The 15,537-nt window shown below is 55.0% G+C and carries 15 protein-coding genes and 1 pseudogene; 13 read left to right on the forward strand and 3 right to left on the reverse strand.

The features are described 5' to 3' along the window. Positions 1-9: 9 nt before the first annotated feature. Positions 10-1,677, reverse strand: a complete 1,668-nt coding sequence (locus SK3146_RS25985) for an ATP-binding protein (RefSeq protein WP_249866442.1) — start codon at positions 1,675-1,677, stop codon at positions 10-12. 92 nt (positions 1,678-1,769) lie between these two features. Beyond that, positions 1,770-2,183, reverse strand: coding sequence for a hypothetical protein (locus SK3146_RS25990; RefSeq protein WP_249861491.1), 414 nt, complete (start codon positions 2,181-2,183; stop codon positions 1,770-1,772). 149 nt (positions 2,184-2,332) lie between these two features. Between SK3146_RS25990 and SK3146_RS25995 the strand changes: the two genes are divergently transcribed. From SK3146_RS25995 to phnE (SK3146_RS26045), 11 genes and pseudogenes are all read left to right on the forward strand, one after another. Then, positions 2,333-2,626 carry a hypothetical protein gene (locus SK3146_RS25995; RefSeq protein ID WP_249861492.1) on the forward strand — a complete coding sequence of 98 codons (294 nt, stop codon included), beginning with the start codon at positions 2,333-2,335 and terminating at the stop codon, positions 2,624-2,626. 13 nt (positions 2,627-2,639) lie between these two features. Further along, a complete protein-coding gene (locus SK3146_RS26000; protein ID WP_249861493.1) occupies positions 2,640-3,449 on the forward strand; it encodes a YitT family protein in 810 nt (269 codons plus the stop codon). Positions 3,450-3,470: 21 nt separating this feature from the next. Further along, on the forward strand, positions 3,471-4,529 hold the full coding sequence (locus tag SK3146_RS26005) for a DctP family TRAP transporter solute-binding subunit (RefSeq protein WP_249861494.1): 1,059 nt from the start codon (positions 3,471-3,473) through the stop codon (positions 4,527-4,529). 233 nt (positions 4,530-4,762) lie between these two features. After that, entirely contained in the window at positions 4,763-5,566 is an 804-nt protein-coding gene (locus SK3146_RS26010; RefSeq protein WP_249861495.1) for a uroporphyrinogen-III synthase, read from the forward strand. Positions 5,567-5,661: 95 nt separating this feature from the next. Further along, positions 5,662-6,639 carry an ABC transporter ATP-binding protein gene (locus tag SK3146_RS26015; RefSeq protein WP_249861496.1) on the forward strand — a complete coding sequence of 326 codons (978 nt, stop codon included), beginning with the start codon at positions 5,662-5,664 and terminating at the stop codon, positions 6,637-6,639. Beyond that, complete coding sequence (locus SK3146_RS26020) at positions 6,632-7,402, forward strand: ABC transporter permease (protein WP_249861497.1); 771 nt, start codon at positions 6,632-6,634, stop codon at positions 7,400-7,402. The genes SK3146_RS26015 and SK3146_RS26020 overlap by 8 nt, the downstream gene beginning before the upstream one ends. 137 nt (positions 7,403-7,539) lie before the next feature. Continuing rightward, a complete protein-coding gene (locus SK3146_RS26025; RefSeq protein ID WP_249861498.1) occupies positions 7,540-7,707 on the forward strand; it encodes a hypothetical protein in 168 nt (55 codons plus the stop codon). Further along, positions 7,697-8,497 carry a lipid II flippase Amj family protein gene (locus SK3146_RS26030; RefSeq protein WP_249861499.1) on the forward strand — a complete coding sequence of 267 codons (801 nt, stop codon included), beginning with the start codon at positions 7,697-7,699 and terminating at the stop codon, positions 8,495-8,497. The genes SK3146_RS26025 and SK3146_RS26030 overlap by 11 nt, the downstream gene beginning before the upstream one ends. A gap of 189 nt (positions 8,498-8,686) precedes the next feature. Beyond that, a pseudogene (gene phnC, locus SK3146_RS26035) lies at positions 8,687-9,442 on the forward strand (phosphonate ABC transporter ATP-binding protein); the annotation flags it as partial. Positions 9,443-9,455: 13 nt separating this feature from the next. After that, positions 9,456-10,253, forward strand: coding sequence for a phosphonate ABC transporter, permease protein PhnE (gene phnE, locus SK3146_RS26040; protein ID WP_249861500.1), 798 nt, complete (start codon positions 9,456-9,458; stop codon positions 10,251-10,253). Continuing rightward, complete coding sequence (phnE, locus tag SK3146_RS26045; RefSeq protein WP_249861501.1) at positions 10,250-11,047, forward strand: phosphonate ABC transporter, permease protein PhnE; 798 nt, start codon at positions 10,250-10,252, stop codon at positions 11,045-11,047. Before phnE (SK3146_RS26040) ends, phnE (SK3146_RS26045) begins: the two co-directional genes overlap by 4 nt. 82 nt (positions 11,048-11,129) lie before the next feature. Here the strand turns inward: phnE (SK3146_RS26045) and SK3146_RS26050 are convergent, their stop codons facing one another. Continuing rightward, the gene (locus tag SK3146_RS26050) at positions 11,130-12,098 is read right to left on the reverse strand and encodes a phosphate/phosphite/phosphonate ABC transporter substrate-binding protein (protein ID WP_249861502.1); all 969 of its coding nucleotides are present in this window, start codon (positions 12,096-12,098) and stop codon (positions 11,130-11,132) included. Positions 12,099-12,317: 219 nt separating this feature from the next. Here SK3146_RS26050 and SK3146_RS26055 point away from each other — a divergent pair, with 219 nt between their 5' ends. Together SK3146_RS26055 and hisC are read left to right on the forward strand one after the other, a co-directional pair. Further along, positions 12,318-13,910 (forward strand): bifunctional metallophosphatase/5'-nucleotidase, encoded by a 1,593-nt coding sequence (locus SK3146_RS26055; RefSeq protein ID WP_249861503.1) that lies wholly within the window; start codon positions 12,318-12,320, stop codon positions 13,908-13,910. A gap of 386 nt (positions 13,911-14,296) precedes the next feature. Further along, on the forward strand, positions 14,297-15,502 hold the full coding sequence (gene hisC, locus SK3146_RS26060; RefSeq protein WP_434006823.1) for a histidinol-phosphate transaminase: 1,206 nt from the start codon (positions 14,297-14,299) through the stop codon (positions 15,500-15,502). Positions 15,503-15,537 lie beyond the last annotated feature (35 nt).

Raw genomic sequence — 15,537 nt, forward strand, 5'->3', positions numbered from 1 at the left:
TTCCCCTCTTTATAGATTGGCCGGAGGCGGGAAGCCGTTCGGCGCGGGCGATTCGGGCAAGCCGCTTGACGCTTCCCGCTCCGCTTCCGCCGATTTCATCGGGAACGAGACGAGAAAGCTCGCCCCTTCGCCCGGCGCCGAATCGATGCGGATCGTGCCGCCCCCTTTGCGCAGAATACCCGCGATCAGGTAGAGTCCGATGCCCCGGCCGCTGGCGCCCTTCGTCGTAAAGCCCTGCTCGAATATGCGCTCCCGGACCGCAGGATCGATGCCTGTGCCGTTATCCTCGACGAGCACGGACAGCACTTCATCGTCCTGCTCGACGCTTACGACGATCCGTTTCTGCCTGCGCTGCAGCGGCTGCAGCGCGTCGAAAGCGTTCTCGATCAGGTTGCCGACCAGAACGACGATGTCGTGATGATCCAGCCGGTCGGGAAACCGTTCTAGATGACTTTGCCGGTCGATCGCGACCGCGATGCCGAGCTCGCTGCCGCGGCTGATTTTGCCGAGCAGCAGCCCCGTCAGGCTGTCGTCCTTGAACCGTTCGCTCAAGAAGCGGGTCAGCTCCTCCTTTTGCTCCGTAATTTCGAACAAATAGTCGAGCGCTTTCTCTTTATTCCCGAGCTGGATCAGCCCGCCGATCGTATGAAGCTTGTTCATGTATTCATGGTTTTGCACGCGCAGCGCGTCGACGAACGCTTTGACGCCGGTCAATTCCTCGGCGATCTGCGTGACCTCCGTGCGATCCTGGAAAATCGCGACCGCTCCGACCGTCTGAGCGTTTACTTTGATCGGCACCCGGTTGCTCCAAATAATCGTCGTGCCGAGCAGCAGCTCCTGATTGTAGATCGGATGGTTCAGCTCCAATATTTCCGGGAGCCGGGTATCGGGCAGAACGTCGCGGATCGGCCGACCGATCACGTCCAGCTCCTCGTCGATTTTCATAATCTGCTTCGCCTTGTCGTTGAAAATCGTAATCCGTTCGTCTTTATCGATCGCGATCACGCCTTCATGCATCGCGTGGAACGTAGCGGTGCGCTCGACGAGCAGCCGGGCGATCTCGTGCGGCTCCAGCTCGAACATCTGCTTCTTGATATGCTGGGCCAGCTTCCACGAGCACAGGATGCCGAACAGGAGCGACAGCAGCAAAATCACGTAGGCTTGCCCGCTTAAGGTTTGCAGCACCTGCCCGATGCTCGGCAGCAGCTGTCCCACCAGCACGACGCCGATCTGTACGTGATCGGCGTTCATCACCGGCACGAGCGCGCGCAGAGCCGTGCCGAGCTCGCCCTTTGCCTTGGACACGTACGTGTGCTCGGCAAAGGCGGACCCTTCATCGGCACTGAGCGATACCGTGCCGATCTTATCGTCAACCGGGTGCGACAGCCTGACCCGGTTCATGTCCATCACAACGACGTAGGTGACGTCGTTGATGATGCGAATGCGCTCGGCGGCCTCCTGGATCGCCGGGTACTGCGAAGGGTCGCCGATGCCCCGCGCGACCTCCGGCAGCTGGGCGACCGTGCGCGCCGTGACGAGCAGCCGCCGGCCGAGCTCGGCTTCGCTTGAGCCGATGCTGGTGCCGACCAGCACCGTGCCGCCGATAAGGAGCGAGAACAGCACGATGCCGGACGACAGTATGGCGATCTTGGCATTGATTTTCAGACGCTGCAGCATTCGCTCTCCCATTTCCTCCCTCGGACGATATTTATCCTCATCATACAACAGGAAGGGCGGTTCGTTAAACTGCAAGTCCGATTTCGCTGCGGTTATTTGCTGCCGCCTTGACTGTTTCCGCCGCCGCTGCTGCCGCTTTGCCCCCCGCTTCCGGAGGACCCGGTCCCGGAGAAACCGCCGCCGCTTTTTTGCTGCCGGGATTTCTGAATTTTTTTGAGCTGCTCCTTATCCGCTTTGCGCAGCTTCTCGGATTCTTCGTATTCATGCTGCTTGAGCTGCTTATACATGTTCATCTGCTCTCTCAGCGCGTTATCGACCGGTTTCTTTTGTTCGTTGCTTTGCGCTTTGGGCTTGCCGCTTCCTTCGGCGCCTTTATTTTTGCTGCCGCAAGCGGCGGAAGAGGCGACAAGCAGAACGCAAAGTATACACAAGAGAAACGATTGATGCAGCGCGAGGCGACAAAAACGGCGGAGGCCGGCGGTTATACAATAAGGAAGAGGCTTCATAAACAACGAGCTCCTTTCATATTTCTAGCAGGTACGGTTAGTTTGTCCCTGAACTTGGCAGTTCATGATAGTGCGAAAAATTTTGATTTTTTGTATACAAATGAATACAATAGAATAGTCAGAATAAAATTGAGGAGGGATCAAGCGCTATGGCGGAAACATACCGCAAATCCAAAATAGAACATTATCTTGATCGGTTGCTTATCCGCAAACAAGCGCTTATTAGACAGCTTGAGCTTAATGAGCTGGAGCAGTCGAAGGAGTTTATTCGTGGGCAGCTGTCGGCAACGGACATGATTATTTGGGAGATTGCGGTAGAATTTGATTTGACCGATCAACTCATTGAAGGAGGAAAAGGAAATGTCAGCGAACGTTGCGCCAAAAAGTCCGTCGGAACCCACTCTTCCTCAGCACTCCAAAATCACCCGGACGCAGATTCTTAAACGAGCGTTTTCCATGCTGATCGGGGCCGCCTTCGTCTCCGTAGGCCTGGAAATATTCCTGGTACCTAACAATATTATTGACGGCGGGGTCGTGGGCATATCCATCATTATGTCCCACCTTACATCGCTGCCGCTTGGAATCTTCCTATTATTGCTCAACCTGCCTTTCCTGTTTCTCGGTTACAAGCAAATCGGCAAAACCTTTGCCGTCTCGACGCTGATCAGCGTACTCTTCATGTCTATCGGAACGTCGCTGCTGCATCCGGTTCCGCCTCTGACCATCGACCCGCTGCTTGCATCCGTTTTCGGAGGCATTATTCTGGGGATCGGGGTAGGCCTGGTCATCCGGTCGGGAGGTTCGCTGGACGGTACGGAAATCGTAGCTATTCTGCTTAATAAAAAGACGCCGTTTTCGGTCGGCGAGGTCGTCATGTTCTTCAACCTGTTCATCCTCGCCAGCGCAGGGTTCGTCTTCGGCTGGGATCATGCGATGTATTCTCTTATCGCCTATTTTATCGCCTACAAAATGATTGATATTACGATCGAAGGCTTCGACGAGTCGAAGTCGGTTTGGATTATTAGCGACAACTACAAAGAAATCGGAGACGCGCTGCTCAGTCGTTTGGGCCGCGGGGTTACTTATCTTAACGGTGAAGGCGGGTTTTCCGGTGGGGAAAAACGGGTTATCTTTTGTGTCATCACCCGTCTGGAAGAAGCCAAGCTGAAATCGATCGTAGAAGAGCATGACACGAGCGCCTTCCTGGCCATCGGCAACATTCACGACGTCAAGGGCGGACGGTTCAAGAAGAAGGACATTCACTAGACGCGCGGGGGCGTATGCGGCATGAAATCGTATCTGGGCATTGCGGCGATCGTCATTTTGGGGCTGATGACCGCGCTGATCGTAGGCTTCTATCCGACGGTTCTGCAAACGCCGGTCGTACGCGACGACGAGCAGCAAGGGCTCGATCAGCAAATCGTCATCAAATTCAGCCATGTCGTTGCCGAGAATACGCCGAAGGGACTGGCGGCGCAGCAATTTGCGCAGCTGGTGAAGGAAAAGACGCATGACCGGGTGAAAGTCGAGGTTTACCCGAACGGGGTGCTGTTCTCCGAGGTCGATGAAATCCGCGCTTTGCAGCAGGGCAGCGTGCAGATGATCGCTCCCTCTTTTCCGAACTTGTCGGACTTGCTGCCGTCCTGGATGGCACTCGATTTGCCTTTCGCTTTTTTGAGCGAAGAGGCGGTGCAGGAGGCGTTCGACGGGAAAATCGGCCAGACGCTGCTCGATCAGCTGCAAACCGTCGATATGAAGGGCATGGCGTTTTGGGGCAACGGTTTTAAGCAAATGACCAGCAGCAAAGGCCCGATTATCCATCCTTCCGATTTGAAGGGACAGCATTTTCGAACGATGCGAAGCAAGCTTTTGGATGCGGAGTTTAGGATGTTTGATATGAGGACGACGGAGATGCCTTTTAATCAAGTATACCGGAACTACGAGAACGGAACTGTCGACGGAGGAGAGAATTCGATCTCCAACATTTATACGAAAAAGTTCTATCAAGTCCAAAAGTATATGACGATCAGCAACCACGGCTACTTGGGCTACGCGGTTTTGATGAACCGCTCCTTCTGGCAGAAGCTTCCTCGCGATGTGCAGCAGCAAATCGGGGAAGCGATGCAGGAGACGACGCAGTGGGCCAATCGGAACGCCGTTCTGATGAACGAGAAGCAGCTGGAGGAAATCCGGCGTGAGTCGCAGATGCAGATTTATACGCTGACGCCCGAGGAGCGGGCCGAGTGGATGCGCGCCTGGGACCCGATTTATGCTCAATACGAATCGGCGATCGGACCGGAGCTGATCAGGCAAATTCGGCAGCTGCAGCGAAAATACGGCGGATAATGCCGCCTGCTTGGTTGAGAGAGCGAAGCGATAGCCCTGGTATTTGACGCGCGGCGGAAACGGGGCTGCTTCCCGTTCCCGTGCAATTCGTGTGCTTTGTTAAAAATCAAGTTTTCTAATAGGAATAATAAGTATATTTGAATTGAAAATGATGAATGAATACGTTATAGTACGAATAGATTACCGAATGTAAGAGAATGTGACATAAACTTAATGAATTAGCGGGGGGAACCATGCGAAGATTGGAAGGCAAGCGTATAGCGATCACCGGGCCGAGAAAGGCGGCGGAGCTTAGCGTCATCGTGGAGAAGCTGGGCGGGATTCCGCTGGTGCGTCCGGCTCAGGGGACGGTAGCCGTCGAGAAGGAGCTGACCGAAGCGAAGATCAGGCGGCTGATCGACGAAGGCGGCGATTGGATCGTTTTCACTACGGGCGTCGGCGCGGAGATGCTGTATAAGACGGCCGAGGATATGGGAGAGGCGGACGCCTTCGTGGGCCGCCTGAAGCGGATGAAGCTGGCGGTGCGAGGCTATAAAACGGTCAAATATTTGAAAACGCTCGGACTCGCTCCGACGGTGAGGGATGACGACGGGACGACGATCGGCATCGTGCGTGCGCTGCAGCCTTACTCCATGCGCGGACAGCGGGTAGTTCTGCAGCTCTACGGCGATCATGCGCCGCGGCTTGTAAATTGGCTGGAGGAGCAGCAAGCCGATTATTACGAAATATTGCCTTACCGGCATGTGCCGCCGGAGCTGGATGTGGTCAATACGCTGCTGGCGGAAATAACTCAAGGGCAGGTTGATGCGGTCACCTTCACCAGCACGCCGCAGGTGCGCTTCCTGATGGCCTACGCCCGCGAACACGGGCTTGAAGCGAAGCTGCTGGAGGCGTTCCGCACCTGTACGGTCGCCGTCGCCGTAGGCAAGGTGACGGCGGAAGCGCTGCGCGACGAGGGCATCGAGCGGGTCGTCGCGCCGGAGGAAGAGCGGATGGGCAGCATGATCGTGACGCTGGCCCAATATTACGAGCGATAGACGGTATTCATCGCCCCGGTTTGGTCTAGACTGCTCAGTATGGTATACTTTTCCTGTTTGAAGTTACCGTATCCTTTTTGAAAATCGGAGGCCTTATGAATACGATGTCAGTAGTGCAGCTGCGCGGCGTGACCAAACGGATCGGCTCGAAGACGATCGTCGATCATCTCTCCTTCGATGTGATGCCCGGGGAAGTATTCGGGTTTCTGGGGCCTAACGGCGCCGGAAAAACGACGACGATCCGGATGATGGTCGGGCTCATGTCGCTTACGGAAGGGGAAGTGCTGGTCAACGGTCTCGGCATTACCAAGCAATTCGAGCAAGCGATGATGCATATCGGCGCGATTGTAGAAAATCCCGAGTTTTATAAATTTATGACCGGTTATCAAAATTTGCAGCATTTCGCCCGAATGATTCCGGGAATTACGCCGGAAAGGCTGGATGAGGTCGTCGCTCTGGTCAAGCTGGAGCACCGTATCCACGACAAGGTAAAAACGTACTCGCTCGGCATGAGGCAGCGTCTTGGCGTCGCTCAGGCGATTTTGCACCGTCCGGCAGTGCTAATCCTCGATGAGCCGACGAACGGGCTCGATCCGGAAGGCATCCGCGAGCTGCGCGATTATTTGCGACGGCTGTCGCGGGAAGAGAACATCGCCGTCATCGTATCGAGCCATCTGCTCTCCGAGATGGAGCTGATGTGCGACCGCGTCGCCATCATCCAGAACGGAAAGCTGCTGGATGTCCGGTCCTTCAGGGAAACGCAGGATGGAGCTGGCGTTCTGGAAGTGCTGCTGGAGGTTGACCGGCTGGAAGCGGCGGCGCGGGCCGCAGCCTCAGTGGCCGGGGAAGGCAGCGTCCTCTACAGCGTCGCTTTATCGCAGCCTCCGGCGGAGCAATCCGTGCAGGGGCAGGACGCGGGCTCGCTCACCGTTCATCTGCGCGGACGCGAAGAGATAGCCGAGCTGAACGCGCGGCTGGTGGAGGCGGGCATTCGCGTCTACGGCATCCGGACGCAGAACAAATCGCTCGAAGAGCAATTCCTCGAAGTGACGAGGGGGAATCAAATTGTCTAACTTCTTGAGCCTTGTCCAGAACGAACAGATGAAAATATACAACCGCACCCGCACCTGGATCATGTTTGCCATCGTGCTGCTGGCCGTCGTTTTGATGGCTATTATGCTGAAGTACGTCATCGGCTCGGGCATGAATCATGCCTTCTCGTTCGTGGCGATGTGCACCAGCATGAGCTGGCTTGTGTTTTTGTTCTCGGTGATCGTAGCCGGAGACAGCGTCGCCTCGGAGTTTACATGGGGCACGATCAAGCTGCTTTTGATCCGCCCGGCGACCCGCAGCAAAATATTGGCGGCGAAATACGTTTCGGTCGTACTGCTGCTTGTGACGCTGCTGTTGTTTCTGCTAATCGTTTCCTATTTCGTCGGGCTGTTGTTTTTCGGCCTGAGCGGCCCGGTGGCGGAGCAGGACTCGTTTCCGAGAATGATCCAGACGTACGGGATCAAGTTCATCGATCTGTTGATGTATGTGACGCTCGCCTTTATGATTTCGGCCGCGTTCCGCAGCAGCTCCCTGGCTATCGGCTTGTCCATCTGCCTGATGTTTACGGCCAATACGATCGTGCTCGTGCTGGCTTCGCTCAAATACACTTGGGTGAAGTACATTTTATTCGCCAATACGGATTTGTCCCCGTATCTGCTTGGGGATAAGCCGCCGATAGCGGGAATGACGCTGGGCTTCTCGGTAACGATGCTCGTCCTTTACTGGATCGTGTTCTATGCCGTTTCCTGGCTTCTGTTTACGAAAAGAGACGTGGCGGGATAAACCGCCCAACCGGCGCAGCCGGAGAACCAAGCCGTAACGAACGGCCGGATCTCCGGCTGTTCGGCGTTCATACGGGAGAAAAGCGGACATTTTTCGGCGTCATGTTTCTTGTTTATTTGCAGCGGTTCTATAGTAAGATGCTTGTAAGACGAGCCTGCCGCGGGCAGGACTGCGAGCGTCGGTTCAGGCTGTTATTGAAGGAGCTGATCGATTTGGCCGGTTCGGGCAAAGAAGAAGGAAACGGACGTCTCATGACGGATAAAAGCACGCCGGGCCGCATACGGGGGGAGCTTCATGATAGATAAGGTGCTGTGGGTGTCCGCTCTGACCATGGTCATCCATGCGGTCGAAACGTTGTCTTACGGCATCCGGCTGGCCGGCGTAAGGACGGGCAAGCTGGCCGTCGCGCTGTCGCTGACGGGGATGATCGTACTGTTGTCGAGAACGTCGAACCTGATTCAAGGCCCGATGATGGGCGGGGTTATCGACGAGGCCAAGCGTAATCCGGGCATTTCGCTGGAAGCGCAGATGCATGTTATGATCGCGGGCGCTTCTATCGGCACGCTGCTCGCGATCCTCTTTTTTCCGACGGCGGTGCGCATCTCGGTCAAGCTGATCAGCCGCCTGGAAGAGACGGGCTCCCTGCCGCGGCTTGTCCGCGATTCGGTGTCCATCCGCAGTCTGAAGCGGGTCGGGAGCCAGTTCAAGCTGCCGACCTGGGCCATGCTGTCGAGGCTTCGCGTCGGCGGCGTTCCCAAACGGCTGCTATTACTGAACATGCTGGTGACCGGATTTTATACCGTCGGAGTGCTGGCCGCGCTATATGCGTCGTTCCTGATGCCGGAGTACAGCACGGCGGCGTCCCAATCGTCGGGGCTTGTCAACGGAATCGCGACCATCTTAATGACGCTGCTGGTCGATCCTCAAGTCGCGCTGCTGACGGATCGAGCGATGAACGGGCAGGCCAGTATGGGATCGATCAATAAAATGTACGGCTGGCTGATGTTTTCGCGGTTTTGCGGAACGTGGCTGGCCCAGCTGCTGCTGGTGCCCTGCACGTTAATCATCCAATGGATAGTTCCCCTATTTGCTTGACATAGGCCTTAAGATGTGAAAGAATACCGCCCTCCGCTTGCCGGACGGCGGTATTCTTTATAGGAAGATGGACAAACTATCAGGAATATAAAGGTTTAATTGAGGCGGGTTTATAAAAAAGGAATATTGAATTTTATGTCGAATGTACTGATGGTAGTTATTTTATACTAGAGGAGAAACGCTTAGCCTATGATTGAATTTCAAAATGTTTCCAAGGTATATCCCAACGGGACGGTCGGTTTGAACAAGATCAACCTGAAGATTAACCCGGGGGATTTTGTTGTGATTGTGGGTTTATCGGGCGCGGGCAAGTCGACGCTGCTGCGTTCCATGAACCGTCTGCATGAAATAACCGATGGTCAAATATTGATTGACGGTAAGTCGATCACTGCGGCCAAAGGAGCGGAGCTGCGCCGGATGCGACGCGATATCGGGATGATCTTCCAAAGCTTCAACCTTGTCAAGCGCGTCTCCGTGCTGCGCAACGTCTTATCCGGACGCGTCGGCTATCATTCCACGCTGCGCACGATTCTCGGCTTGTTTCCGAAAGAAGACGTGGAGCTTTCATTGAAAGCGCTGGAGCGGGTCAATATCCGCGAGAAAGCTTACGCCCGCGCCGACGAGCTGTCCGGCGGGCAGCAGCAGCGGGTATCCATCGCGCGCGCTTTGGCCCAGGAAGCCAAAATTATTTTGGCGGACGAGCCGGTCGCTTCGCTCGATCCTCTGACGACCCGCCAGGTTATGGACGACCTGAAGCGGATCAATCAGGAGCTCGGCATCACGACGATAGTGAACCTTCACTTTATCGATTTGGCCCGAGAATATGCGACCCGGATTATCGGATTGCGCGCAGGCCAGCTCGTCTTCGACGGTCCGGTGTCCGAAGCGACGGACGCCAAATTCTCGGAAATCTACGGCCGTGAAATTAAGAAGGACGAGCTGCTTGGGGGGAAGGCTGATGTCGTCATCCGGTCAAGGCAAGCAGCTGCCTCTCCAAAAGCCTTCGTCTTTGAAACCGACGCTGTCCGTCATTTTCGTGCTGGTGCTGCTGTTCGGCAGTGCACTCAGAACCGACGCCTCGCTTATGGAGCTTATCGAAGGCATACCGGAGATGGGCAAGCTGTTTCAGGAAATGTATCCGCCCGATTGGAGCTATCTCAGCACGGTGGTCGATCCGATGATAGAGACGATCCGGATGGCTATCATCGGGACGATCGTCGGATCGGTTCTGTCGATCCCGATTTCCTTCCTGGCGGCGCGTAACGTTACTCAGGTGCCGGTGCTTAGCGTATGCGCCCGCTTTATCCTGAATTTGGTCCGCACGATTCCCGATCTGATGTATGCCGGCGTTTTCGCGGCGATCGTCGGATACGGCATGCTGGCGGGTACGATAGCGCTTGCCTTTTTCTCGTTCGGGCTTGTGTCCAAGCTGACCTATGAATCCATCGAATCGATCGACCCTGGCCCGCTGGAGGCGATGACCGCAGTCGGCGCCAACAAGCTGCAGTGGATTAACTTCGGCGTCGTGCCGCAAGTTACCGCGCAATTCGCCGCTTACGTGCTGTATACGTTTGAGGTGAACGTTCGCGCCGCGACGATACTGGGTTTCGTCGGCGCAGGGGGCATCGGTTTGATTTTGCAGCGGACGCTGGACCGGCTGCGTTACGATCAGGCCGCAACGATCATTATCATTACGCTGATCGTCGTGCTCATTATCGATTATGTCAGTACTAAGTTACGGGAGAAGCTGCTATGATGTCAGATTCGGTTAAAAACAATGTCGGAGCCCGGATTCGACTGTGGTCGATTTGGGTTGTTGTCCTGATTATTTTGGTCTGGGCGTTCACCGGAGTCGAATATTCCGGAATTATGGCCACGGCGGGCGAAGTGTCCAGGTCGATTTTACGCGGATTGTTCCATCCGGACTGGGGCTACGTCTACTTGCCCGAAGGGGAAGATTTGCTGCGCGGCCTGCTCGATACGATGGCGATTGCCGTACTCGGTACGTTTATCTCCGCAGTGCTCTGTATTCCGTTCGCGTTCTGGGCCGCGACTGCCAAAGGCAAAGCGCGCTGGGCGACGGGCAGCGGTAAATTCGTGCTCAGCCTGATCCGTACCTTTCCCGAGGTCGTGATGGCGATCATTTTCATCAAAGCGGTCGGTCCCGGCTCCTATGCGGGGGCGCTCGCGCTCGGCGTGCATTCCATCGGGATGCTCGGCAAGCTGTATTCCGAGGCGATCGAGAATTTGGACCGCGGTCCGACGGAGGCTCTCGTGGCCTGCGGAGCAAACAAGCTGCAAACGCTGTGGTTTGCCGTCATTCCCCAAGTGCTGCCGGACTTTTTTTCCTTCGCGTTATACCGCTTTGAAATTAACATCCGTTCGGCGGCGATTCTCGGTGTTATCGGCGCGGGCGGTATCGGTACGCCGCTCATCTTCGCGCTGGACGCGCGGAGCTGGTCGAGGGTCGGGATTATTCTTCTCGGCGTTATCGTGATGGTTACGATTATTGATATCATCTCCGGATATATCCGCAAGCGGCTCGTGTAAAAAAGACAAAAAAATAGCGGGGCAGGATTCGATCCTGCTCCGCTTTTTGCTGCATACATAGAATTTTGAGGGTGTTTGTTTCTTATTTGCCGCCCATTTGTTTGTTGGCGTCACGCACGACGTCGAATTTGCTGTCGTCGGAAGTCGTGTAGCCGCGGTGGGAGTATACGTCATAAATAATTTGTTGACCTTGAGGGTCTTTGCCGATAGCGATGAATGCGTCGGCGATTTTTTTGCGCCATTCAGGGTCCATGTCGGTACGAACGCTGATCGTATCGTTCGGAATCGGAGCGGTGAAGAACAGTACGCGCGTTTTCGAGAATACGTCCGGAACGTCCTTCATTACCGTCGTGCGCGCATCCTGGAAGATCGCGGCAGCGTCGACTTCGCCGTTCAGTACGGCCAGAACGCCTTTGTCATGCCCTTTGACCGTGATTCCTTTAACGTCTTTATCGGGATCGACGCCGTTCTTCTTCATTTCAAGACCTGGGTATATGTAGCCTGCGGAAGAAGTAACGTCCTGCCAAGCGACTTTTTTGCCTTTCAAGTCTGCGATCGTTTTGATCGGCGAATCATTTTTTACGATAATCATCGATTTATAGGAATCGACCAGCTTAGTTTTATCTTCTTGACCCGTTGCATCGTCAACGCCGTAACGTTGAGCTTGCAGCAAGAGATCCGCGGCTTTCTTATCGTCATGAGCCATCACGTAGCCTGTAGGAGGCAGGAAGCCGATGTCCACTTTTTTGGAAGCCATAGCTTCGATGATCGTATTGTAGTTCGTCGAGATGGATACTTTGACCGGAATACCCAGTCTGTCGCTGAGCAGCTTTTCAAGCGGCTTGGCCTTGGCTTCGAGCGTTTCCGCGCTTTGCGAAGGCACGAATTGTACTGTCAGCTCCTTAGGAACGTAGCCTTGCGCTGTTTCTGTTTTTTTGTCAGCAGGAGCTGGCGTCCCGGACGGAGTAGCCGCCTCTTTCTTCGCACAGCCAGCCGCAATTCCCGCGGACAGCAGGAGCGATAAGCTGATTGCTGCAACCTTTTTCAACATAAATTTTTGACCTCCTGTTAATTATGGTTTCGAATCCAACATCTACTATAGCACAATATACCCAGATGGACAGTAAAAAAATTATTAACCTGGCCTCTTCGATATCAAAAAAATGTTAAGACCCGTCGCAATTGCTCGATCCCGCATCTTTTTGGTATAGTGAGAACAAATCTCTTTTGCGAAAAGAGGAATTTGGAGATACGGAGCTGATTCGAACGTATGAATAACGAGCAAAGCTGTCATGTGATTATACTGGAAACAAGCGATCTTCATGGGACTATGTTGCCCATTCAATATGCAAATAATGAGCCGACTTCCATGGGTTTGGCCAAAATCGCTTCGCTGATCGGAAAAGAGCGCCGCAGGAACGAACATGTCGTCTATATCGATAACGGCGACCTGATTCAAGGAACGCCGCTGGCGTACCATCATGCCAAGCTGAACGGGGAGGCGCCGAATCCGATGATCGGCTGCTTGAACCTGATCGGCTGCGATGCGGCAGTCATCGGCAATCATGAATTCAACTACGGCCTGGAGCTGCTGCAGAAAGCGGCGAAGGAATCGAATTTTCCGTGGTTGAGCGCGAATATTGTCGATGCCGCAAGCGGCGAGCCATTTTTTGGGAAGCCGTACCGCATAATTGAATTGACGAACGGAGTCAAGATCGCCGTGCTGGGGCTGACGACGCAGTATATTCCGAATTGGGAAAAGCCGGAGCATATCGCGGGACTGCGGTTCGAGAACGTTCTCGAAACGGCGCGCGAATGGGTCGGCCGAATCCGCCGCGAGGAGCAGCCGGACGTGATGATCGTCTCTTACCACGGCGGTTTCGAGCGGGATATGGCGACCGGAGAGCCGACGGAACCGTTGACCGGGGAGAATCTCGGGTATGCGCTATGCCGGGAAGTGGAAGGAATCGACGTGCTGCTGACCGGGCATCAGCATCGGACGATCGCCGATTGCCGCATTAACGGAGTGACGGTGATTCAGCCGGGCAGTCAAGGGACGTATCTCGGCAAAGTCGAGCTGCGCCTGGAGAAGCGGGAAGGCCGGTGGACGATCGCGGACGCGACGTCGGAGCTGCTGCCTCCGGGTGAAGAGGAAGCCGTGAAGGCGATTCTGGAGCTGGTCGAGCCTCACGAGAAGCTGACGCAGCAATGGCTTGATCAGCCGATCGGCAAGCTGCTCGGCGATATGCGCGTGACCGACCCGATGGGGGTCAGACTGAAGGAGCATCCGCTGATTGAGTTCATTAACAAGGTGCAGATGGAGTTGTCCGGTGCGCCGATCTCCAACACCGCTTTGTTCGATAATATATCTCCGGGTTTCCCGCCGGACATTACGATGCGGGATATCGTCTCCAATTACATTTATCCGAATACGCTGCAGGTCATTCGCATCAGCGGTCAAGACATCAAGGACGCGCTCGAGCGCTCGGCCTCTTACTTTGCCCGCTATGACGGAGAGGAGATCAAGGTGAATCCCGCCTTCAGCGAGCCGAAGCCGCAGCATTACAATTATGACATGTGGGAAGGCATCGAATACAAGCTGAACATCTCCCGTCCCGAGGGCGAGCGCGTGGTGCTGCTGAATTACGGGGGTAAACCGCTGGACATGAACGCCGAGTACGATGTCGTTATGAACAATTACCGCGCGGCCGGCGGAGGCAATTATACGATGTTCCAGGGCAAGCCGGTCGTACGCGATATTCCGACGGATATGGCCGAGCTGCTGGCCACCTATATTATGGAGAAGGGCACGATCGAAGCGTCCTTGAATGCGAACTGGGAAGTCGTCTGGGACGAAGCTTAGCGGCGCTTGGAAGAGCGAATGGCCGCCTGTGCGGACGTGTTCGCCGCATGGTTCGGACGCTCAATAATCTGAAAACATGAGGCCGCCATTCCATACCGGAGGGCGGCTTTATCGTTGTTTAGGAAATGATGCGCAGCAATATCCTGTGGATATCCGGGGGCTCCCCGAAAGTACTCGGAATAAGCTTCAGAGCATCACGTCACTTTTGGGGGAATTGTTCTTCCTAATCCGATTTCAATGGCGGATGCAAGAGGCAAACGGGCGCCGCAGCGGTTGTTTTCACCATACGTCTACTGTGTCAACTTACCATTTTAACGCTTTACTAAGTTAATATATTAGTGTAATATCGAGTTGTAGCGTGAAAGCGAATGTTGAAGGAGCTGTTGATGATGAGACAAACCGAATTTCAGGTACAGGCCCGCGAGGCGCTGCGCAATATGAAGCCTTATTCTCCCGGCAAGCCGATCTGGGAAGTGCAGAAGGAGCTTGGAATCGATAAGGTCGTGAAGCTGGCATCGAACGAAAATCCGCTAGGCGCTTCTCCGAAAGCGATGGAGGCGATCGTTGCCTGCTTGCCGGAAATTCACCGTTACCCGGATGCCGGAACGAAGGCGCTGAACGAAGTGATCGCCGCCGAGCTTTCCGTGTCGACGGAGCAAATTATCGTCACGAACGGGGCGGACGAACTGATCAAGCTGGTGGCGGAAGCGTTCCTAGAGGCGGGGGACGAGGTGATCATGCCGTCTCCTACCTTCAGCGAATATGAATTCGGGACTTATTTGATGGGATCGGAGCCCGTTTCGGTGCCGCTCAATGACGACTATCAATACGATGTCGACCGGCTCCTGCAAGCGGTCACGGAGAAGACGAAGATGCTCTTTCTCTGCACTCCCAACAATCCGACGGGAACGTATTTGCCTAAGCCGGAGCTGAGGCGTCTGCTCGACGGGCTTCCCAAGCATGTGCTGGTGATGGTCGATTCCGCTTACAGCCATTTCGCCTCTGCGGACGATTATACCGACGGGCTTGAATTCGTGCGCCAAGGCTATCCGGTTATCGTACTGCAGACGTTCTCCAAAATTTTCGGGCTTGCCGGCATCCGCGTCGGCTTCGGCGTCTCGTCGCCGGAAATTATCCACAGCGTGCTGCAGGTGAAGGAGCCGTTCAACGTCAATTCGCTGGCGCAGGAAGCGGCCAAGGCGGCGATGACCGACCATGAGCATATAGGCCGATCGAGAGCGGTGAACGCCGAAGGGCGCGAGCAGTTGTACGCCGCTTTCCGCCGGCTTGGTCTGAGCTATACCGAAAGCATGACCAATTTCATCTTGGCCGATTTGGGGCCGGGAGCCAAGGAATTGTACGACCGGCTGATGCGGCGCGGCGTGATCGTCCGCTATGGCGGGGCTTGGGGGCTTACGAATCATATTCGGGTTTCCGTCGGGACGAAGGAAGAAAATGAATTTTTCATTGAGCAGTTATCCGCTCTTCTTGCCGAAGAGGAACAAATCCCCCAAAAGCCATCCATGCCGCTACGCGGCACCACAGACAATGGAAATGGGGTACCAAGAGTAATTTCCAGGGTAGTGACGTGATGCTCTGAAGCTTATTCCGTCCGCATCCAGCCTAA

The organism is Paenibacillus konkukensis, assembly GCF_023523925.1.
Classification (GTDB): Bacteria; Bacillota; Bacilli; order Paenibacillales; family NBRC-103111; genus Paenibacillus_S; species Paenibacillus_S doosanensis.